The following is a 20,189-nucleotide window of genomic DNA, read 5'->3' on the forward strand; positions in this document are numbered from 1 at the left end:
CGGGCGGTGGCCGCGAGGGTCACCCGTCCTCGACCGCTGGGACCGCAGTGACGATGGCTGCCCGACTGGCCGGCATCGTGATGGTCGCGGGTGCTGCGCTCTGGCTATCCGTCTCCGTGGGTGTCAAGCGCATCGACTCAGGGTTGTTTCTGCGACCCGTCGCTTTGCACATGATGGCCGGCGAGCCATACGATCCGGCGCTGATCGAGGCCATGGACGCCGACATGTCCGTGGTGATGTCCGATCCGGTCTGTGATTACCAGGCGCTTCAAGACCTTGCCATCATCCGCGCCGCGCTGGCCGAAACCGCGTTCCAGGGTGATGACGCCGATCTCGCGGACAAAAGGCTGACGGCGACCGAGCAGGCGGCGAAGGCCAGCCTGACCTGCAGCCCGGGATCGCCCCGTGCCTGGACCATTCTGGCCTGGATCGAGCACATCCGGCACGAGGATACGCCTCTGCTGCGGACTTATCTCAGAAAGTCGTTCCAGACGGGCGCTTTCGAGGGCTGGCCCCTCATCCGCCGCATGGAGATCCTGCTCTCGCTGTATCCCAAGCTGGATTCGGCTGAATTGGCCGACCTGAAGCAGTCGGTGAACTGGCTCGCCGTGCGGCAGTGGGGCGAATTCGTCGGCGAGCAGTATATCGCCGCCAAGCCGGAAGCCCGCATCGTGATCCGCGACATCCTGGCCGAGGCGCCGGAGCGGGCCCAGAAGCGGGCCGCCGACGTGATCCGCAACGGGGGCGAGGACATCAGCCTGCCCGCGGTCGAACCCCTGGGGAGCCGGCCGTGGAAGTGACCGACGAGGCAAAGGCGGAGGCATCGCCGGAGGTCCGCGGGCGTCGGCGCCGGGTGCGCAGCCTGCCGGACCGCATTGGATTTTGGGTTTTCCTGGCCATGGTGGTCCTTGCGCCGGTGCCGGACGGATCGGTCGCGCTGCTCTGGGTCCAGGTCTGGACGGCGTTCGCGGCAGTCTCTGTCCTCCTCATCAGCTATCGCGACGTCTCGCGCGGCGCGGCCCTGGTGCTCGGGGGGCTGCTGATCGTTCTTGCGGCCTATGCTCTCGTCGCCTTCCTTCAGTCCATCTCTCCAGGCCCCGCCCCCCTCGCCATCTGGTCGGAAACCGGCAAGATCCTGAGCATGGACATTCCGCCCCTGTCCGGGTCGGTCCGCCATTCGCCGCTCTTCTTTCTCGGCCGGCCTCTCCTGGCGGCTCTGGTGCTGACGGCAGCCGTCGTGATCGGTCCGGATCGCAGGCGAGCCGACCTCGTTCTGCGCGCCATTGTCGGCGCGGCTTGCCTCTACGGCTTCATCGGGCTGGTGGGCTTCGTTTTCGATTCCGACAGTCTGCGGCCGTTCGACCAGAATGGATCGCTGACCACCTTCTTCCTGAACAAGAACACCACTGCGATCTATCTCGGCTCGGCAGCGCTCATCGTGCTGGCCCTTCTGCTGCCGCGAGGTCTCGCAGCGGCGCATGATAACAAGCCGTTGTCGAGCATGTTCAGTGGCGAGGGTGGGCGCAGGCGGATCATCGCTGCGTCGGCCGGCCTGTTCCTGGTCGTGCTTCTGCCCCTGACGCTTTCGCGCGCTGGTGTCGTCCTGACGCTCCTTGCAGCCATCGGCGCTGTTGTCTCGAAGCTTCGCCTGCGCAGGCGCACGTCCATTTTCAAGCTTGCGTTCGGCATTCTCGTCCTCCTGTCCCTCGTCTACGGCCTCTCGGGCGGGGCATGGCGCGAGCGACAGGCGAAGCTCGGGTTTGATATCCTCGGGCGTTACGACGCCTATGAGATGATGCTCGGCGCGATCGCGGAGCGGCCTCTCATCGGGTATGGGCTCGGCAGCTTCGTGGAGAGCTTCCCCCAGTTCCGCACCGAGGACCTCGGGACGTTGGCCGTATTCGACATCGGTCACAGCACGCCTCTTGAGTTGACCTTCGAGGGCGGCGTGCCGCTTGCGCTCGTGGTGTTCGCCTTTGTGGCGCTCTGCGGGGGCCTCATGGTACGGGGCGCGATCCGCAGGCCCGATGATCCCTATATTCTGGCCGGCGTCCTGGTCGGCATAATCGGGGCCGTGCATACGAGCTTCGACTTCCCGTTGCAGATCCCGGGCTTCGTGATCATCTATCTGTCCGTTGTCGGCATTGCTCTCGGCCGGTCCTTCCTCCCGCGAGAAGAGCGCAAGCTGGTCAGAAAGCGGGTGCTTCGGCGCCCGGCGTTGCCGTCTGGGACCGAGACGGCTGAGACCGAGACGGCAGTGGTTCCTGGAACCCCCGCCGCAAGCTCCGCCACATGACGGGGGATTTCGCCCGCCGGCGCTCCGGTGCGACGGGCTGCTGGCCGGTCATGGCATGATCCGGGAGCGCTTCTCAGCCTTGGACCAGACGGGATGAACTGGCCGGCGGCAGGCCTTGCGGCTTTGAGCGTCCTCTGCCTGCTTCTGGCCGGCGGGCTGACGAAAGCCGTGATGGGCGCGCGCTCTTTCTTTCTCGACCGATCCGAGGTCCGGCTCCGCCCCATCGATCCGGAACGCTTCGCCCAGGCCAATCGCGATCTGTCGGAGACGGGCCAAGGTCGCCTCGTCATCTTCGGCGATTCCCGCGCGCACCAGATCACTGTAAGGCCGGCGGTTGCATCGGCTTGGCAGGTGGTCAACCGGGGCGTTTCCGGAGAAACCTCGGTCCAGTCGAGCTACCGCTTCAAGAATGACGTCGTCGACCTGAGACCAAGGGCGGTGCTCATCGTCACCGGCATCAACGACATGGTGGCCGCCGCCAATCTTCCGGACAGCGAGCAGGCGGCCATTTCCAACCTCAAGGCGAACCTATCGCGGTTTGCGCGCGAGGCATCGGCCTCCGGTGCGATCGCCATCGTCTCCACCATCGTCCGTCCGACGACGCCGCGGCTGATCCGGCGGCCGTTCTGGTCGGACCGGGTCTATGGAAACATCGACGAGGTGAACGCCCACATTCGTGGATTGGCGGCCGCCGACATTCTGATCCTGGACGCGGACGCGCTTCTGGTCGGAGACGCTGCGACGCTTCCGCCCCGCTTCGCCACCGACGAAATTCATCTCTCCAAGGCGGCGCATGACATCCTCGAGGTGCGCCTCGATGAAATGCTGCGCTCCCTCCCGCCGGCCGCGCATTGAGGCCGCGGTCGGCCCATCATGCTCAGCGCTCGACGAAAGCCTTCTCGATCACATAGTGGCCGGGTGCCGACTGGCTACCCTCAGTGAAGCCGCGTGATTCCAGAAGTTCCACCACGTCCTTGAGCATCGCCGGGCTGCCGCAGAGCATCAGGCGGTCTTCCTCCGGCGACATCACAGGCATACCGAGGTCGGCGAAGAGCTTGCCGGACGTGATGAGGTCGGTGATGCGGCCCTGATTGCGGAAGGTCTCGCGGGTCACGGTCGGGTAGTAACGCAGCTTCGCCTGAACCTCCTCGCCGAGGATCTCGTCGTTCGGGAGGGTCTTGGTCAGATACTCGTCATAGGCGAGTTCGGCCACCGTGCGCGTGCCGTGGATGAGGATGACCGTCTCGAAGCGGTCATAGGCCTCCGGGTCCTTCACAACCGACAGGAACGGCGCGAGGCCCGTGCCGGTGGAGAGGAGGTAGAGGCGCTTGCCGGGCAACAGACTGTCCTGCACCAGCGTGCCGGTGGGCTTGCGGCCGACGAGGATCTTGTCGCCGACCTTGAGATGCTGGAGGCGCGAGGTGAGGGGCCCGTTCTGCACCTTGATGGAGAAGAACTGCAACTCTTCCTCGTAGTTCGCGCTCGCCATGGAATAGGCGCGCAGCAGCGGCTTGCCGTCCACGAGCAGGCCGATCATCGTGAACTGGCCATTGAGGAAGCGCAGACCGGGATCGCGGGTGCAGGTGAAGGAGAAGAGATTATCGGTCCAGTGGTGGACGCTGGTAACGGTCTCTTCGTTGAAATTGCTCATCTCGAAAGTCCGGTCTCGACAAGGTGCGGCGCGCCGGAATGGCGAAAATCCCGCAAAGCTCAAGGGAAGACGGCCGTCACCCTACAGGATGCGGCCGCGCTTCAAAAGTGCGGCGGGTGTCCGCAGCCGCCCTGTCGGTGTCAGGCGGTGCCGGCGGCCACACGCGCCAGATACTGGCCGTAGCTCGACTTGGCGAGGTCGTGCGCCCGCGCTTCCAACCCCGCGCGGTCGATGAAGCCGGCGCGGTAAGCCACTTCTTCGGGGGAGGAGATGCGCAGGCCCTGCCGTTTTTCCAGAATCTGGACGAACTGGGCGGCTTCCACCAGGGAGTCCGGCGTGCCGGTGTCGAGCCAGGCAAAGCCCCGCCCCATCATGGCCACGCGCAGCTCGCCGAGCTCGAGATAGGCCTTGTTGACGTCGGTGATCTCGATCTCGCCACGCGGGGAGGGGGCGAGGTTGGCAGCGATGTCCACCACCCGGTTGTCGTAGAAATAGAGACCCGTCACCGCGAGGTTCGACTTGGGAGCCTTGGGCTTCTCCTCCAGCGACAGCACGCGGCCGTCCGCGGCCATTTCCGCAACGCCGTAGCGCTCGGGGTCGTGGACCGGATAGCCGAACACGGTGGCGCCGCGCTCCTGCCGCGCCGCATCCGCCAGAAGCTCGGGCAGGCCATGGCCGAAGAAGAGGTTGTCGCCGAGCACCAGCGCCACGCGGTCGTTACCCACGAACTCGCGGCCGACGATGAAGGCGTCGGCGAGGCCGCGGGGCTGCTCCTGCACCGCATAGGTGAGGTTGATGCCAAATTGGCTGCCGTCCTTCAGCAGCGCCTGGAACAGCGCGGAATCGTGCGGCGTCGTGATGATGAGGATGTCCCGGATGCCCGCCATCATCAGCGTGCAGAGGGGATAATAGATCATCGGCTTGTCGTAGACCGGCAGCAGCTGCTTGGAGACGACGAGCGTGATGGGATGAAGCCGGGTGCCGGAACCGCCGGCCAGAATGATACCCTTCACGATGCTTCCTCGGATTGCGGCGCGGGACTTGCGGATGAGGGAGCCGGGGCCATCTCGGGCTTTGAAGCCTCAGGCTCCGGAACCTTGGCGAGAAGCGCCTCCACCACCTCGCGGGCGCGTTGCTCCCACGGGGCGGCACGCACGCCGAAGGTGCGCTCGAACAGGTCGCTGGCCAGTTCCGAATTCTTCGGGCGGCTGGCCGGCGTCGGATAGTCGGCCGTGGTGATGGGCGCGACTTCCGGCTTGCGGCCGGTGTGGGGCTCGGCGGCCGCCACGATGGCGCTGGCGAAGCCATGCCAGGTTGTCACGCCGTGTCCTGCGAAATGGTAGGTGCCCCAGCGCGCGTCGCCTTTCGCCGCTGCGAGGGCTGCAGCCAGTACCGCCTCCGCGAGGTCGCGCGTGGCGGTGGGGCAACCCCGCTGGTCGGCGACGACGCGCAACTGGTCGCGCTCGCCGGCGAGGCGCAGCATGGTCTTCAGAAAGTTGTTGCCGTGGATGCCGTAGACCCACGACGTGCGCACGATCACGTGGCGTTCGTGCGCGGCGCGCACCGCCGCCTCGCCGGCGGCCTTGGTGCGGCCATAGACGCCGAGTGGCGCCACGGGATCCGCCTCCACATAGGCGCCCTGCTTGGTGCCGTCGAACACGTAGTCCGTGGAGACGTGGACGAACGGCGTGCGATAGCGCGCGCAGCGCTCGGCAATGAGGCCGGGCGCGAAGGCGTTGATGCGGGCGGCGAGGTCCGGCTCTTTCTCGGCCTTGTCCACGGCGGTGTACGCGGCTGCATTGATGAGCGCGTCCGGCCGTGCAGCCTCAAGCGCGCGCGCGACCGCGACCGGATCGGAAATGTCGAGGTCGGCATGGCCGAGGGCGACGAGATCGATCCCTCGCTCACCGGCGCGGGCGACGGTTTCGCGTCCGAGCTGCCCCCCGGCACCGAACAGAAGAATGCGCGTCAAGATGCGAGCCCCAGTTTGGCCCCGGCCGCCGGTGCCTTGTCCAGCCCCAGCCGATGGCCTTGGTAGCGCTGGCGCAGCGGCTCCCACCACGGGCGGTTGGCGAGATACCAGCGGATGGTCTTCTCCAGCCCCGTCTCGAACGTCTCGCGCGGCGACCAGTCGAGTTCGGCGTTCAGCTTGGAAAAGTCGATGGCATAGCGCGCATCGTGGCCGGGCCGGTCGGTGACGAAGCGGATCAGCCCCTCGCGCTTGCCTATGGTGGCGTCCGGCACGAGGTCGTCCAGGATGGTGCAGATGGTGCGCACCACGTCGATGTTCCGCCGCTCGCAGGCGCCGCCCACATTGTAGCTTTCACCGGGGCGGCCCTTGGTGGCGATGAGGAACAGCGCCTCCGCGTGGTCCTCCACGAACAGCCAGTCGCGCACGTTTTCGCCGGTGCCGTAGACCGGCAGTTCCGCCCCCTCAAGCGCATTCAGCGTGACGAGGGGGATGAGCTTCTCGGGGAAGTGGTAGGGCCCGTAATTGTTCGAGCAGTTCGACATCACCGCCGGCAGGCCATAGGTGTGGAACCAGGCCCGGACGAGATGGTCGGACGCCGCCTTGGAGGCAGAGTAGGGCGAATTGGGCTGATAGGGGGTGTCTTCCCGGAACAGCCCCTCGGCACCGAGGCTGCCGAACACCTCGTCGGTGGAGATGTGGTGGAAGCGGAAGGCTTCCTTCTGCGGTCCCGGCAGCGTTCGCCAGTAGCGCAGGGCCTCCTGCAGCATGGTGTAGGTGCCCACCACATTGGTGGAGATGAAATCCCCCGGGCCGTCGATGGAGCGGTCCACGTGGGACTCGGCGGCGAGGTGCATCACGAGGTCGGGCTTGAAGCCTTCCAGCGCGGCACGAACGGCGGAGGCGTCGCAGATGTCGGCCTGCACGAAGGTGTAGCGGGGATTGTCGACCACCGTCGCGAGCGAGGCGAGGTTGCCGGCGTAGGTCAGCTTGTCGAAGTTCAGGACGTCGTGCCCGAGCCCCACGAGGTGCCGCACCACCGCAGAGCCGATGAAGCCCGCGCCACCCGTCACCAGCACCCGCATGAAGCTACCTTTCGTTCGCCGCCGTCCCCTGATAGGCGAACGGGCTGTCGAAATCCTTGAGGCGGGGCAAGATGCGATCCTTGTCCGAGAGGATCTTCTCGCCTTCGCCCAGGGTCCAGTCGATGGCGAGGTCGGGATCGTCCCAGATGATCCCGCGTTCGCTCGCCCGGTCATAGACCGCGTCCACCTTATAGGCGACGCGCGTGTCCGGCGCGAGGGTGCAAAAACCGTGGGCGAAACCCTGGGGTATGTAAAGCTGCTCCCCGCCCTCGGCGGTCAGGCGCGCGCCAGCCCAGCGGCCGTAGGTGGGAGAGCCCTTCCGCACATCCACCGCCACGTCGAAGATGGCGCCGGAAAGCACCCGCACCAGCTTCGCCTGGGCGAAGGGCGGTGCCTGCATGTGCAGCCCGCGCACGGTACCGACCTGCGCCGACAGCGACTCGTTGTCCTGCACGAAATCCGCGCCGATCCCGTTCGCCGCATATACGGGCTTCACATAGGTCTCGCAGAAATAGCCCCGCGCATCGCCGAAGCGGCGCGGCTGGACGAGGATGACGTCGGGCAGGCCAAGCGGGAGGAATGCCGTCATGAGCGTACCCACATTTCCTAGAGCCGGGTGAATCAATCTCGCCTTGCGGCACAGCTGGATGGGCGGGTGCTCTAGCACACGGGCCGAAGCGTGAGAACACAAGGCCACAGCCTATTCCGCAGGCCAGCCGGGCACGAGCAGGTACAATTTGTCGCTGCAGTGCGGTAAGGCAGAAATGGCGACGTCGGGATCGGCGCGTCAAGATCAGCCGCTGCGGACACTGGGGAGTCGCGATGATGCTCGAGGCCGAGGCTCGCTGGGCGCGTGAATGGCTGTTCGATGCCGCGCTGCCGCTCTGGTGGCAGGCGGGGGCAGACCCTTCCGGCGGCTTCTACGAGAAGATCGCGCTTGATGGAGCGCCGGTGATCGCGCCGCGCCGGCTGCGCGTTCAGACGCGGCAGACCTACGCCTTCATCGAGGGCGGGCGCCTCGGCTGGCAGGGCCCGTGGCGGGAGGCGGCCGCCCACGGCCTCTCCTTCTTCATGGACCGTTTTCGTCGGCCCGACGGGCTGTATCGCAGCTTGGTGGCACCGGACGGGGCGCCGCTGGACGAGACCGCGGACCTTTACGATCAGGCCTTCGTGCTGTTCGCGCTCGCCCAGGCCCATGCGGCCGGAATTGGCGATATGGACCTGCTCGCCGCCGCCCGCGCCCTCCAGGCCGAGCTGTCGGCGCAGCGCCAACATCCGGTGATCGGCTTCGAGGAAGCGAACCCCCGCATTCTGCCGCTGCGTTCCAATCCGCACATGCACCTTCTGGAGGCGCAACTCGCCTGGGTGGCCGAGGGCATCCGCGAGCCATTCGAGGGCGTGGCGCGCGCAATCGTCGAGCTTGGTGCGACGCGCCTCCTCGATCCCGAGACCGGTGCCGTTGGCGAGTATTACGATGGCGACTGGCACTTTGCGGAAGGCGCTGCCGGTGCCGTGCGGGAGCCGGGGCATCAGTTCGAGTGGGCCTATCTATTCCGCCATGCCGGCGACGTGCTGGGCGTCGAACACCGTGCCGCGGCAGATCGGCTCTACGCCTTCGGGACCCGCTTCGGCATCGCCCCGGACCGACGCGCGGCGATCTTCGCCGTGGATGCGGCTGGCGTGCCGACCGACCCGCGCGCCCGCCTGTGGGCTCAGACCGAGCGCCTGCGCACCGCGCTGGTGTTTGCCGGGCCAACGCCCGACGGCGAGGTGCGGGAGGCCTTCGTATCCGATGCCCGCGAGGCGTTCGAGGTTCTGAAAGTCTATCTGGACGTGCCGGTCGCCGGCCTGTGGCGCGACCAATGGCTTGCCGATGGCGCCTTCGTGGAAGAGCCGTCGCCAGCGTCCTCCTTCTATCACATCCTGTCGGCCTTCGCGGTGCTGCTGAAGGCCGGCGGCCTCGCCTGAGGGGCTCAGGCGCGCTGGTAGATGTCCTCGAAGCGGGTGATGTCGTCCTCGCCGAGGTAGGAGCCGGTCTGCACCTCGATGATTTCGAGGGGTATCTTGCCCGGGTTCTTGAGCCGATGGACCGTGCCGATGGGCAGGTAGGTGGATTCGTTCTCGTGCACGATGAAGGTGCGATCCTCCACGGTCACCTCGGCCGTCCCGTGCACCACGATCCAATGCTCGGACCTGTGATAGTGCTTCTGGAGCGAGAGCACGCCGCCGGGTTCGACCACGATCTTCTTCACCTGGAACCGCGCACCTTCGCACACGCTTTCGAGCGTACCCCAAGGCCGGTGGACGGTGAGATGCTCGTCCACCACGCGCGGGTTCCGCGCCTTGAGCATGGTGACGAGGTGCTTCACGTCTTGGCTGCGGTTCGCGGGCATGACGAGCACCGCGTCGTAGGTGGCGATGACCGATAGACCTTCGATGCCGATGGCCGTCACCAGCGGCCCATCCGAGCGGACGTAGGATTCGGAGCTGTCCAGCAACTGCACGAGGCCGACCGTCACGTTGCCGGTCTCGTCCTTGGTGCCGATCTCGTGGAGTGCGTCCCAGGCGCCGACGTCGGACCAGCCGAAGCTGCCGCGCACCACAGCCGCGAGACGCGTGCGCTCCATCACCGCGAAATCTATAGACTTGGCCGGCGACGATTTGAACGCCGCCGGATCGAGCCTGAGGAAGCCGACGATATCCATCTTCGCCTTGGCGACGGAGGCCGTCACCGCTGCGGCGATGGCCGGCTCGTAATGCTCGGCCTCCGCCAAAAGCAGGCCCGCGGGAAACAGGAAGTTGCCGGAGTTCCAGAGGTAGCCGGCCTGCACATAGTGCTCGGCCGTCGCGCGGTCCGGCTTCTCGACGAACGAGTCGACCTCGTAGGCGCCGAGCGGGTCGAGCTCCGTGCCCAACCGGATGTAGCCGTAGCTGGTGCGGGGCTCGGTGGGCGAGATGCCGAACGTCACGATGCGTCCGGGGCGGGCGATCTTCGCCCCGAGCTCCACGGCCTCGCGAAAGGCGGCCGTGTCCTGCACCACATGATCCGAAGCGAGCGCAAGCACCAGGGTCTCTGGACCATAGGTGTCCGCCACATGGCGGGCCGCAGCAAGAAGGGCGGGCGCGCTGTCGCGCCGGGCAGGCTCGAGCATGACGGTGGCGTCGATGCCGATCTCGCGGGCCTGACGCTGCGCGAAGAAGCGGAACTCCTCGTTGGCCACCACCACCGGTGGGCCGAACACGTCGTCCGGCGCACAGCGCAGCAGCGTGTCCTGAAAGAGCGTGTGGTCGGAGGCGAGGGGCAGGAACTGCTTGGGCAGGCTGTTGCGCGACAGCGGCCAGAGGCGTGTTCCCGATCCTCCTGCCAGGACGACCGGGATGATCTTCCCGGCGGCAGCATGGGGGGACTCGGGCTGTGCTTGGCTTGTCATGGCAGGCGCCTAGCTTGAATCGAGGCAGTCTACAGCAATGCCGCCGCCCTGGGCACACGCCGTGCGTCGGGGCGGCAATGCCGGTCAGGCGCTGGCGAGGCTGCCGCGGCCGACGCTGGAATAGCGGAAGCCGAGTCCTTCCATCTCCTCGGGGCGATAGATGTTGCGCAGGTCCACCACCACCGGCTGCGCCATCATGCCGTGGATCCGCTTCAGGTCCAGCGCGCGGAAGGCATCCCATTCGGTGACGATCACCAGAGCGTCGGCACCGTCTGCAGCGAGGTAGGGGCTGTCGACGTAAGTCACCTTGTCAAGCACCAGCTTGGCCTGCTCGATGCCCTCGGGATCATGCGCCTTGATGATGGCGCCGCCGTCCTGGAGGGCGGTGATGATGGCGATCGACGGAGCATCGCGCATGTCGTCGGTGTTGGGCTTGAAGGTGAGGCCCAGCACGCCCACGGTCTTCCCGCGCACCGAGCCGCCCAGCGCCTCGGTGACCTTGCGGGCCATGGCACGCTTGCGCTGGTCGTTTACCGCCACCACGGTCTCAACGATGCGGACGGGTGCGCCATAGTCCTGCGCCGTCTTCATGAGGGCGAGGGTGTCCTTCGGGAAGCACGAGCCGCCATAGCCGGGTCCCGCATGCAGGAACTTGGAGCCGATGCGGTTGTCGAGGCCGATGCCGCGGGCCACGTCCTGCACATTGCCGCCGACCTGCTCGCACAGATCGGCGATCTCGTTGATGAAGGTGATCTTGGTGGCGAGGAAGGCGTTGGCCGCATACTTGGTCAACTCGGCCGTGCGGCGCGAGGTGAAGAGCAGCGGCGACTGGTTGAGGAACAGCGGGCGATAAAGTTCCGTCATCACCTGCCGGGCGCGCTCATCCTCGGTGCCCACCACGATGCGATCGGGGCGCTTGAAATCGGTGATGGCCGCGCCTTCGCGCAGGAACTCGGGATTTGAGACGACCGCGAACTCCGCCTCCGGGCGCGTCTCGCGGATGATGCGCTCCACCTCGTCGCCGGTGCCCACCGGAACCGTCGATTTGGTCACGACGACAGTATAGCGGCTGATGGCGCCGGCGATGTCGCGCGCGGCCTGATAGACATAGGAAAGATCGGCATGGCCGTCGCCGCGGCGCGACGGCGTGCCGACCGCGATGAAGACGGCGTCGGCGTCCTTCACCCCTTCGGCGAGGCTGGTGGTGAAATAGAGACGCTCCGCCTTCACGTTGTTCGCGACAAGCGCGGCGAGCCCGGGCTCATAGATGGGAATTTCGCCCTGCTTGAGGGCTTCGATCTTGCCGGCGTGCGTGTCAACGCAGGTGACGATATGCCCGAAGTCCGCGAAGCAGGCTCCGGAAACCAAGCCGACGTAGCCCGCGCCAATCATCGCAACGCGCATGATCCCCACTTCCCCAAGCTGCGCGACCACACAGGGTCTGCTTCGTGCTAATTACGTGTATCGATACGGAATCTCAATGACGTTTTGCAGTACACGCTTAGGATTGCGCTCTGCACAAATTTGCGGCGTTATCCAGTGCTGCGCTGCGGCGTAAGTCGGCATTTTTCCCCGATTCACCGCTCTTCCAAAGCCGGGGTTGCAGTCAGGCGCCCGTACGCCAGATGCACATCTGCTGACCCGCTGACCAAGGATCGGGCATTGTGCAGTCGCCGGTCATTCAGATTTTATAATTGCGCGACAAAAGGTTCGCGGGAGTCCATCGTGACGGCGCGCGCGCCCGTTGGCGCGTGCCTGGGGATCCGGTCGCGCAGTTGCCTGGAGGCGCGGGGAGCGGGAAGGGGTGTTCGCAAGCGCAAAATCGCCGTTCCGATTTTCCGTCAATGGGCTGTCAAATGAGGGAGGTGGCATCTGCGCTGCTGATTGGTTCTCGATAGTGCCTTGAGAATATCGGTGGCTCATCCTGCCTACCTATGGGTGTGCTACTGGCTGCCAATCTGTCGCAGGGGGATTTTTCTACTTTCCCGCTAGGGTCTTGAACCTGGTCTTCTTTGCTTTTTGCGAAATTTGCGTCAGTCAGTGCTCGCGGGCGTCTCGCGGCACAGCGCGTTCGCTTCGGCGGGCGGCACGGCAGTGGGTCGAGGCGGTGGTGCGGTGCGCAATGAAAGTGTATCGGGGGCGGGCGATGGTGTCACGGGTCTGCCTCAATTTATTGAATTTGCTGGATATTTAATCTGTGCCCAATTTTCTGCATTGCAAAATAAATGCGCATCGCCTATGGAAATCTACGTAATTCGTCGTCTTGTCGGCATGGCCCGAATGCTAAGCGTGCGGGGCGCCCAGAGGGTCTGTCTTATGTTGGCGGGTCAGGTTGGGCGTGTGCCGACAAAGCGCCGGGGGCGGGCGTATCGGTTCAGGGTGGCGGGGGTCTCGTTGCGGGAGGCTCCTTCGTCCGGCATCGAGCGATGTCTCGCTTAGCGAATTGGTCAAGCGCGTGGGCGAGATAGATTCACGGCAATGACGCTTCCCTCCTCCCTCATGTCCACCGGGTCGCGCTGGCATGTGATCTATACGCTCCCGCGCATGGAAGCGGTGGCGCAGGGGCAGCTTGATCGTCAGGGCTTCGAGGTGTTCTTCCCCCGGATCTGGGAGACGCGGCGGCACGCTCGCAAGACCGAGACTGTCCGAGCCTTTATGTTTCCCCGCTATGGCTTTGCCTTCTTCGATCCTGAGCGTGATCGCTGGCGCTCCATCAACGGCACCATCGGTGTCTCGGGCCTCGTGATGGCCCGCGAGCGTCCGCAGCCGGTCCCTCAGGGCGTTGTGGAAGCCATGGTGGAGGCGACCGCCGCCGATGGCATCACCGTGGTCGACTACGACCTGAAGCAGGGCGATCCGGTGCGCCTGATCTCGGGTCCGTTTTCGGGCGGCCTTGGCATTCTCGAAAGACTGGATGGACGGGGGCGCGTCGCGTTACTCCTGTCGGTGATGAATGGTAGCGTACGATTGAGTATTGACCGAGAAATGCTCGTCCCGGCGGGTTGAGTATACTCGGACTTGCGCACGTATAACGGGTGGCGTGCGGATTGAAGTCGGGCGGGACGACGCTGTCGTTTCACCCGCAGTGCGGTAGCATGCCGGATTTGCTCGGTGTGCGTTCCTGTCGGCGGCCTGGTGCGCGTGAGCAGGGACCCGTGCGGAAGGTTCTGGGATGACCACCGGCCTCGCTGGGACGGTCATGAGTTGGGGGCACTTTGGGGGCCGGGCCGCTGCCGAGCCTTCAGCACACAGTGAGGCGATAAATGTCCGTGAAGGTTCCGTCCAATGGCAAGGTGGCTCTTCTCACCGGCGTGACCGGTCAAGATGGCGCCTACCTGGCAGAGTTGCTGCTCGAGAAGGGATACACCGTCCACGGCATCAAGCGCCGCTCGTCGTCCTTCAACACGGGGCGTATCGAGCACATCTACCAGGATCCGCACGAGTCCGACCCGCGGTTCGTCCTGCACTATGGTGACATGACGGATTCCACCAATCTGATCCGGGTCGTACAGCAGTGCCAGCCGGACGAGATCTACAACCTCGCCGCGCAGAGCCATGTTCAGGTGTCGTTCGAGACGCCGGAATACACCGCGAATGCCGACGCTATCGGCGCCTTGCGCCTGCTGGAGGCCATCCGCATCCTGGGGCTGGAGAAGAAGACGCGCTTCTATCAGGCCTCCACGTCCGAGCTGTACGGGCTCGTGCAGGAAGTGCCCCAGTCCGAGACCACGCCCTTCTATCCCCGCAGCCCCTATGCGGCCGCCAAGCTCTACGCCTACTGGATCGTGGTGAACTACCGCGAGGCCTATGGCATTCATGCCTCGAACGGCATCCTGTTCAACCACGAGAGCCCGCTGCGCGGCGAGACCTTCGTGACCCGCAAGATCACCCGCGCCGTCGCCGCCATCCGGCACGGCAAGCAGCAGAAGCTCTATCTCGGCAATCTCGATGCCAAGCGCGACTGGGGGCATGCGCGCGAGTATGTGCGCGGCATGTGGCTGATCCTGCAGCAGGACGCCGCGGACGACTACGTGCTGGCCACCGGCGAGACCACCGAGGTGCGCCAGTTCGTGCAGTGGGCCTTCGAGGACGTGGGCATCGCGCTGGAATGGCGCGGCAGCGGCGTGGACGAGAAGGGCTATGACACCCAGTCGGGCCGGTGCCTCGTCGAGGTCGATCCGCGCTACTTCCGCCCGACCGAGGTCGACCTCCTCATCGGCAACCCCAAGAAGGCCCACGAGAAGCTCGGCTGGACCCACGAGACGTCGGTGCGCGAGCTCTGCCGCGAGATGGTCGCCGAAGACCTCAAGGTGATGCAGACCTCGACCGTCATGAAGGAAGCCTGAGATGGGATTCTACGCGCTCGAGGGCAAGAAAGTCTGGGTCGCCGGCCATCGCGGCATGGTGGGCTCGGCCATTGTGCGGCGCCTGGCGCGTGAGGGATGCGAGGTCGTCACGGCCTCGCGCGCGGAGGTGGACCTGAAGGAACAGTCCGCCGTCCGCGCTTTCGTGGAGGGGACCCGTCCGGACGCGGTGTTCCTCGCCGCGGCCAAGGTCGGCGGCATTCTCGCCAACGACACCTATCCGGCCGATTTCCTTTACGACAACCTGATGATCGAGGCGAACATCATCGAGGCGTCCCATCGCTTCGGTGTGGAGAAGCTGCTGTTTCTCGGCTCATCGTGCATCTACCCCAAGATGGCGCCGCAGCCCATCACCGAGGACTCCCTGCTGACGGGACCGCTGGAGCCCACCAACGAGTGGTATGCGGTCGCCAAGATCGCGGGCATCAAGCTGGCGCAGGCCTACCGGCGCCAGCATGGCAGCGACTTCATCTCGGCCATGCCGACCAACCTCTACGGGCCGGGCGACAATTTCGACCTCAATTCCAGCCACGTGATGCCGGCGCTCATCCGCAAGGCGCATGAGGCGAAACTGCGCGGCGACAAGGAAATCGTCATGTGGGGCACCGGCACGCCCCGCCGCGAGTTCCTGCATGTGGACGATTGCGCCGACGCCTGCGTGCTGTTGATGAAGGTCTATTCGGGCGACACCCACGTCAACGTGGGCTCGGGCGACGACGTGACCATCCTGGAGCTGACCCGCACGGTCTGCGACGTGGTGGGCTTTACCGGCGAGATCGTGCACGACCTCTCCAAGCCCGATGGCACGCCGCGCAAGCTGATGAGCGCCGACCGCCTGCGTGCGCTCGGCTGGACGCCGTCCATCCCGCTTCGCGACGGCATCGCGACGAGCTACCGCTGGTTCCTTGAGAACCAGGGCGCTCTCCGGGCCGCGAGCTGAAGCGGCGGGCACGGGTCACGGACGGAATATCATGGGCAAGCTTCTCGTCTCCGCCATGAACCATGCGCCGGAGCTTACCGGCTGCGGCAAATACACCGGAGAGCTGGTGGCGCTCATGGTTGGCCGCGGCCATGAGGTGGAGGTGGTCACCGCGCCGCCCCATTACCCCGGCTGGACGGTGAAGGCCCCCTACCGCAACCGCTACTCCACCGAGGAGCGGGACGGCGCACGGCTCTATCGCTGTCCCGTCCTGGTCAGGTCCGCGATGGGCGGCATCTGGCGTCTGATCGCGCCCATGTCGTTCGCCGCCTCCTCGGCCCCCGTGACGCTGTGGCGGGCGCTGCGCCGGCGCCCGGACACGGTGCTGTCCATCGAACCGACGCTTTTTGCGGCGCCGTTCGTGCTCCTCTCGGCCTGGCTGACCGGCGCGCGCACTGTGCTGCATGTGCAGGATCTGGAAGTGGATGCGGCCTTCGCAGTGGGGCATCTCGGCGGGGCAGGGGGGCTGAAGCGGCTCGCGGCAGCGTTCGAGCGTTTCTGCCTGTCGCGCTTCGACACCATCGTCACCATCTCGCAGCGCATGGCGGAGCGGATCGCCGAGAAGGGCATTCCCGAGCAGCGCATCGCCCTGGTGCGCAACTGGGTCGATCTCGGCCATGTTCGCCCCCTTCCGACGGCCTATGCCTATCGCGAGGAGCTTGGCCTGCCGCGCGATGCCTTCGTGGCGCTCTATTCCGGTAACATCGGGCCCAAGCAGGGGCTCGACGTGGTTGTCGAGGCGGCACGGCAGCTGGCGGACCGCTCCGACATCGTCTTCGCCATCGCCGGGGAGGGGCCCTCGCTGACGGACCTCCAGCGGCAGGCGGCCGGCCTTCCCAACGTGCATTTCCTGCCGTTCCAGCCCTATGCCCGCCTGCCCGAGTTCCTCAGCCTGTGCGACCTGCACCTCCTGCCGCAGCAGGCGAGCGCGGCGGATCTGGTGCTGCCGTCGAAGCTCGGCGGCATGCTTGCGAGCGGACGGCCGATCCTGGTCACGGCGGAGCTGGGAACCGAACTTGCCGACTTCCTCGTCGGCGCCGCGACCCTCGTGACGCCGGGGGATCCATCTGCCATGGCGGAGGCCATCCGCCGCCATGCGGGGGGCGGTGTGCCCGATGCGGGGGCAACGCTCGCGCATCTCGCCACGACATTGTCCGAAAAAAGTGCCATGGATCACTTCGAACAACTGCTTGCGCTGAAAAATGGAGATGATCTGCAGTCGAGGGCAGCCGTCAGATAGCCGCACTTAACGCTGGTGGTTTCGGTGGATGAGAAGAGGGTAGGCAAACGATGGCTATGAGTTCTCTACAGGACGTTGGGCGGATCACGCGCGAGCCGCGTGTCGCGGCGCGGCGTGATGTGAGCATGACCGGTCCGTTCGTCCTGCCGTCTTTTTTCATCATGATCATGCAACTGTCGGTGCCCGACTCTAATGTCGTGTTTGCACTGTCGATTTTTTTCTATGTATTTTATGCATTTTATCTTTTGTATGTAATTGGTGAGTTGAGAAATCCGATTGGCCTCGGATTAATCGTAATGCTTATGTATTCGTATTTGCCATTTCTTCAGGGCGCGGATACTTACGGGCGAGCGGCTCGTTTTAATTTTGAGGGTGGGTATTATATATTTTCTGTTGCGTTATTTTCATTTGTATTTTGGGTTTATTTTTCCGGATTAATACTAAAAATTCCAGCGCAAGAGAGTGTTAAGGCTGAGCCAGATCCTAGTTTTATGGACCTTGCCGCATTTTGCGCTGCAGCGATTGGGTCGACGCTTGGTCTTTTGTATGTCGTGCGTTTTGGTATCGTAAGTTCTGGTGATGTTGCATATAGCGACTCGTTTGCGCAACGTCTGGAGGGGGGATCCGGGGTCCTGTTCTTGGCAGGGCCTTTCGGCATGGTTGGTGCTGCGATTGTCTTTACGCGGTCCAAGCTGAGGCCAGTTGACTGGCTGATCGCGCTCCTTCCGTTCGTAATCATGTACGTTGCAACGGCGCAGAGAAAATTCATCATAATCCCGCTTGTGCTTTTTCTGGCGGCGCGCCTGCGCATTAGATCAATGGTCGGTGTTTCTATTATATTATCGGCCTTGGTCTGCGGGGCCTTGCTGTTTGCCTATCTTGGTTTCCTGCGCGTGCGTGGCATCGGAGTGGATGAATTTTTGTCTCCCGACCGATTTGCGGAATTTTGGGATTCGATAGGCGACTTTATTTCGGGCGAAACCCCGGTGTTGTTCGGGACGGCTTCAGCCGCCTATGAGGGCTTTATCGAGCCGTTGCCGTATTTCGGTGATTATCTGCTCTCATGGCAAATGTCTTTGCCACAATTTATTGTTCCGGGGGGGTTCGAGTCCGTCAATACACGTTTTTCTTTTGCGCTGACCCCTTTGATCGCCCAATTGGGTGGGGGGTGGGGGTTTTCCTATTTTGGAGAGGCTTATCTCGTCGGTGGATTTATCGGTGTTTTCGTAATGACAATGGTTGTGGTGTTAATATTTAGATTTATTTATATTATGGCGGACAAGAACGGCCGAAGAGGTTTCTTCGGATTGATGCTCGTTTGCGGTTCCTATCATGTTCTCTGGTTTCAAAGGAATGCTTTTAGCTATTTCCTGAAGGAGTATATCGTCTACCAAGGGGCAATAATATTGCTTGTCCTTTGGGTGGCTCGCGTCATCTGGTTGAAGAGCTGGTCCGTTCAACGCTGAAGGTCTCCCGAGACGGTGCGCGGACTGCGTGGAGCTGCTTTTGATGCCGGTCTTCGATCGACGAACGGTTCTGGGGATGCTGGGCCTTGCAACTGGGCTCCGGCCGTGCAGAGCCGCGTGGTCCGGGACATCGGATGAGCCTAACCCGTTGGTGTTTGTCCATTACATGCATTGCTACGTCGCCGGCAGCTTTACCGAGGCCACCCCTCAGGTGGCTCAGTATGATGCCTTTTACGGACGGGGGATGCCGGCGCCCCTCACCGTCGAAAGCCAATGGTTTTCTCGCGATGACATGCAAGCTGGCACCGGCGGGATCGAGGCGACGCGCCGCGAGTTCGATCTCATGGCACGCAACGGTATCAATGCTGCCGGACTGCTGATTGGTCCGGGTCACCTGCCGCACAGCCAATTTGCGCAGCCACTGCGCATGGTGCTGGCGGCAGCCAGTGCTTCTCGGGTGAAGGTGATCCCCGAGCTGTGGTTTGATGCGGACAAAGTGGATGCCGCGGCTTACGGCCGAACGGTCGCAGACACCCTCAAGGTGTTTCCCGACGCCTTGCAACGATACCAAGGCAAACCCGTCTTCCTGGTGAGCCACCAGTTGCCGAACGTGGACCGAAACTTGTGGCCGTCCCGAGCGAGCGCGTTGTTGAACGATCTGTTCGCCGAGTGGGGCGGCCGCGAAGGTGTGTTTCTCATCGTCAACACGGGCGGTGGTACGAAGCGCATCGACGGCTTCTCGCGCTTCGCCGATGCGCTCGGGTGCTGGGTGCCTGCCGATGATTGGTCGGGTCGCTCGACGCGCATCTTCATGAATCTCGCCGAGTCGGGGCAAATGAAGGCCGTCTTTCCCCTGGCCTTTGGGTTTTACCAGCGCCGGGCAGGTCTGCCGCCCTGGGAGTATGCCAACGCTTTCGGGGCGGCGCGCTTTATTGATGCCTGGAACGAGGCGATCATACGCAAGCCGCCCTTCATCGAAATTCAGACTTGGAACGATTTTTCCGAGGACAGCGCCGTTGTACCCACCAACAGTCACGGCACGGCTTTCCTCGACCTAACCAAATACTTCGTCGGCCGGCTGAGGGGGGCGGGGGAGCTGTCGTTCGGAGCCGAGACGGCGATGATCTTTCACCCGAGGCAGACGACCAGGGCGCGCCTCGATGATCCAGCCGCGACGGTGAAGCAGTACAAATGGCGTAATATCGTCCCGACCGTCGATTATGTGGATGTCGTCACGCTACTGACTGCGCCGGCACAGGTGAGGCTCTCAATCGGCACGGCGTGCTTCACTCTGGACGTGGGAGCGGGCCTCAGCGAATGGATCATCGTCGCCGAGCCCCCCACCGTCCGGCCGAAGAGTGACGAGGTGGCGGCACAGCCGGGTAGCTTCCCTGTCTCCGGAGGGTTCCGCACGGTGACGCGCGTCGGGAAGATCGAAGCGGCGACGCCGCGGGTTGAGATTTTTCGGGACGGGCGTTCCATCGTGGAGGTGACGAGCCGAAGTGGCATCCAGGATCATGGACCCTATCAAGATTTTACCATGATCGCCACAAAAGGCGAGGCGCGTCTGGCGCGCCAGCCTTAGAGGGGAGAGGGATATTTAACCGGTGTCTAGAATTTCTGGAGCCGGAGCGACCAACTTGAACTCTAGCTCATCGTTGACCGGGAGGTAGCGGTGCGCGTTATTGGACCGGCTACGCTAAGGGGG

At 64.2% G+C, this 20,189-nt stretch carries 17 protein-coding genes; 10 read left to right on the forward strand and 7 right to left on the reverse strand.

The window, feature by feature from the left end:
* The first annotated feature begins 53 nt into the window (after window positions 1-53).
* From ACT535_RS00255 to ACT535_RS00265, 3 genes are all read left to right on the forward strand, one after another.
* Complete coding sequence (locus ACT535_RS00255) at window positions 54-800, forward strand: hypothetical protein (RefSeq protein ID WP_168456634.1); 747 nt, start codon at window positions 54-56, stop codon at window positions 798-800.
* Entirely contained in the window at window positions 791-2,296 is a 1,506-nt protein-coding gene (locus ACT535_RS00260) for an O-antigen ligase family protein (protein ID WP_476362946.1), read from the forward strand. The genes ACT535_RS00255 and ACT535_RS00260 overlap by 10 nt, the downstream gene beginning before the upstream one ends.
* 171 nt (window positions 2,297-2,467) lie before the next feature.
* Window positions 2,468-3,151 carry an SGNH/GDSL hydrolase family protein gene (locus ACT535_RS00265; RefSeq protein ID WP_476362947.1) on the forward strand — a complete coding sequence of 228 codons (684 nt, stop codon included), beginning with the start codon at window positions 2,468-2,470 and terminating at the stop codon, window positions 3,149-3,151.
* 22 nt (window positions 3,152-3,173) lie between these two features.
* Here the strand turns inward: ACT535_RS00265 and ACT535_RS00270 are convergent, their stop codons facing one another.
* The 5 genes from ACT535_RS00270 to rfbC all read right to left on the reverse strand — a co-directional run bounded on the left by ACT535_RS00270 (window position 3,174) and on the right by rfbC (window position 7,590).
* On the reverse strand, window positions 3,174-3,947 hold the full coding sequence (locus ACT535_RS00270) for a ferredoxin--NADP reductase (RefSeq protein ID WP_476362948.1): 774 nt from the start codon (window positions 3,945-3,947) through the stop codon (window positions 3,174-3,176).
* Between the two features lie 140 nt (window positions 3,948-4,087).
* Entirely contained in the window at window positions 4,088-4,960 is an 873-nt protein-coding gene (rfbA, locus tag ACT535_RS00275) for a glucose-1-phosphate thymidylyltransferase RfbA (protein WP_476327073.1), read from the reverse strand.
* Complete coding sequence (gene rfbD / locus ACT535_RS00280) at window positions 4,957-5,919, reverse strand: dTDP-4-dehydrorhamnose reductase (protein ID WP_476362949.1); 963 nt, start codon at window positions 5,917-5,919, stop codon at window positions 4,957-4,959. Before rfbD ends, rfbA begins: the two co-directional genes overlap by 4 nt.
* Window positions 5,916-7,001, reverse strand: a complete 1,086-nt coding sequence (gene rfbB, locus ACT535_RS00285) for a dTDP-glucose 4,6-dehydratase (RefSeq protein ID WP_476362950.1) — start codon at window positions 6,999-7,001, stop codon at window positions 5,916-5,918. The genes rfbD and rfbB overlap by 4 nt, the downstream gene beginning before the upstream one ends.
* Window positions 7,002-7,005: 4 nt before the next feature.
* On the reverse strand, window positions 7,006-7,590 hold the full coding sequence (rfbC, locus tag ACT535_RS00290; RefSeq protein ID WP_476362951.1) for a dTDP-4-dehydrorhamnose 3,5-epimerase: 585 nt from the start codon (window positions 7,588-7,590) through the stop codon (window positions 7,006-7,008).
* A 233-nt stretch (window positions 7,591-7,823) separates the two neighbouring features.
* On the opposite strand from rfbC, the gene ACT535_RS00295 reads away from it, so the two are divergent.
* On the forward strand, window positions 7,824-8,969 hold the full coding sequence (locus ACT535_RS00295; RefSeq protein WP_476362952.1) for an AGE family epimerase/isomerase: 1,146 nt from the start codon (window positions 7,824-7,826) through the stop codon (window positions 8,967-8,969).
* Between the two features lie 5 nt (window positions 8,970-8,974).
* Here ACT535_RS00295 and ACT535_RS00300 read toward each other — a convergent pair whose 3' ends face one another.
* Window positions 8,975-10,432 (reverse strand): mannose-1-phosphate guanylyltransferase/mannose-6-phosphate isomerase, encoded by a 1,458-nt coding sequence (locus tag ACT535_RS00300; RefSeq protein ID WP_476362953.1) that lies wholly within the window; start codon window positions 10,430-10,432, stop codon window positions 8,975-8,977.
* Window positions 10,433-10,516: 84 nt separating this feature from the next.
* Window positions 10,517-11,836: a UDP-glucose dehydrogenase family protein gene (locus ACT535_RS00305; protein WP_476327061.1), complete on the reverse strand. Its 1,320-nt coding sequence runs from the start codon at window positions 11,834-11,836 to the stop codon at window positions 10,517-10,519.
* Between the two features lie 1,074 nt (window positions 11,837-12,910).
* On the opposite strand from ACT535_RS00305, the gene nusG reads away from it, so the two are divergent.
* The 6 genes from nusG (at window position 12,911) to ACT535_RS00335 (ending at window position 20,066) form a co-directional block, all read left to right on the forward strand.
* Entirely contained in the window at window positions 12,911-13,438 is a 528-nt protein-coding gene (gene nusG / locus ACT535_RS00310; protein ID WP_476362954.1) for a transcription termination/antitermination protein NusG, read from the forward strand.
* Between the two features lie 257 nt (window positions 13,439-13,695).
* The gene (gene gmd / locus ACT535_RS00315) at window positions 13,696-14,778 is read left to right on the forward strand and encodes a GDP-mannose 4,6-dehydratase (RefSeq protein WP_476362955.1); all 1,083 of its coding nucleotides are present in this window, start codon (window positions 13,696-13,698) and stop codon (window positions 14,776-14,778) included.
* Window position 14,779: 1 nt separating this feature from the next.
* The gene (gene fcl, locus ACT535_RS00320) at window positions 14,780-15,736 is read left to right on the forward strand and encodes a GDP-L-fucose synthase (RefSeq protein ID WP_476362956.1); all 957 of its coding nucleotides are present in this window, start codon (window positions 14,780-14,782) and stop codon (window positions 15,734-15,736) included.
* A gap of 31 nt (window positions 15,737-15,767) precedes the next feature.
* Window positions 15,768-17,015: a WcaI family glycosyltransferase gene (locus tag ACT535_RS00325; RefSeq protein ID WP_476362957.1), complete on the forward strand. Its 1,248-nt coding sequence runs from the start codon at window positions 15,768-15,770 to the stop codon at window positions 17,013-17,015.
* 50 nt (window positions 17,016-17,065) lie between these two features.
* Window positions 17,066-18,481 carry a hypothetical protein gene (locus ACT535_RS00330; protein WP_476362958.1) on the forward strand — a complete coding sequence of 472 codons (1,416 nt, stop codon included), beginning with the start codon at window positions 17,066-17,068 and terminating at the stop codon, window positions 18,479-18,481.
* A 43-nt stretch (window positions 18,482-18,524) separates the two neighbouring features.
* Entirely contained in the window at window positions 18,525-20,066 is a 1,542-nt protein-coding gene (locus ACT535_RS00335; RefSeq protein ID WP_476362959.1) for a glycoside hydrolase family 71/99 protein, read from the forward strand.
* Window positions 20,067-20,189 lie beyond the last annotated feature (123 nt).

It is taken from the genome of Xanthobacter sp. DMC12, assembly GCF_056314105.1.

What these genes read in the sequence shown, in the direction of transcription:
- ACT535_RS00255 (WP_168456634.1), top strand. Translation starts at nt 54, where the DNA reads ATGGCTGCCCGACTGGCCGGCATCGTGATGGTCGCGGGTGCTGCGCTC.
- ACT535_RS00265 (WP_476362947.1), top strand. Translation starts at nt 2,468, where the DNA reads ATGGGCGCGCGCTCTTTCTTTCTCGACCGATCCGAGGTCCGGCTCCGC.
- ACT535_RS00270 (WP_476362948.1), bottom strand. Translation starts at nt 3,947, where the DNA reads ATGAGCAATTTCAACGAAGAGACCGTTACCAGCGTCCACCACTGGACC.
- rfbB (WP_476362950.1), bottom strand. Translation starts at nt 7,001, where the DNA reads ATGCGGGTGCTGGTGACGGGTGGCGCGGGCTTCATCGGCTCTGCGGTG.
- rfbC (WP_476362951.1), bottom strand. Translation starts at nt 7,590, where the DNA reads ATGACGGCATTCCTCCCGCTTGGCCTGCCCGACGTCATCCTCGTCCAG.
- ACT535_RS00295 (WP_476362952.1), top strand. Translation starts at nt 7,824, where the DNA reads ATGATGCTCGAGGCCGAGGCTCGCTGGGCGCGTGAATGGCTGTTCGAT.
- ACT535_RS00300 (WP_476362953.1), bottom strand. Translation starts at nt 10,432, where the DNA reads ATGACAAGCCAAGCACAGCCCGAGTCCCCCCATGCTGCCGCCGGGAAG.
- ACT535_RS00305 (WP_476327061.1), bottom strand. Translation starts at nt 11,836, where the DNA reads ATGCGCGTTGCGATGATTGGCGCGGGCTACGTCGGCTTGGTTTCCGGA.
- nusG (WP_476362954.1), top strand. Translation starts at nt 12,911, where the DNA reads ATGACGCTTCCCTCCTCCCTCATGTCCACCGGGTCGCGCTGGCATGTG.
- gmd (WP_476362955.1), top strand. Translation starts at nt 13,696, where the DNA reads ATGTCCGTGAAGGTTCCGTCCAATGGCAAGGTGGCTCTTCTCACCGGC.
- fcl (WP_476362956.1), top strand. Translation starts at nt 14,780, where the DNA reads ATGGGATTCTACGCGCTCGAGGGCAAGAAAGTCTGGGTCGCCGGCCAT.
- ACT535_RS00325 (WP_476362957.1), top strand. Translation starts at nt 15,768, where the DNA reads ATGGGCAAGCTTCTCGTCTCCGCCATGAACCATGCGCCGGAGCTTACC.
- ACT535_RS00330 (WP_476362958.1), top strand. Translation starts at nt 17,066, where the DNA reads ATGGCTATGAGTTCTCTACAGGACGTTGGGCGGATCACGCGCGAGCCG.
- ACT535_RS00335 (WP_476362959.1), top strand. Translation starts at nt 18,525, where the DNA reads ATGCCGGTCTTCGATCGACGAACGGTTCTGGGGATGCTGGGCCTTGCA.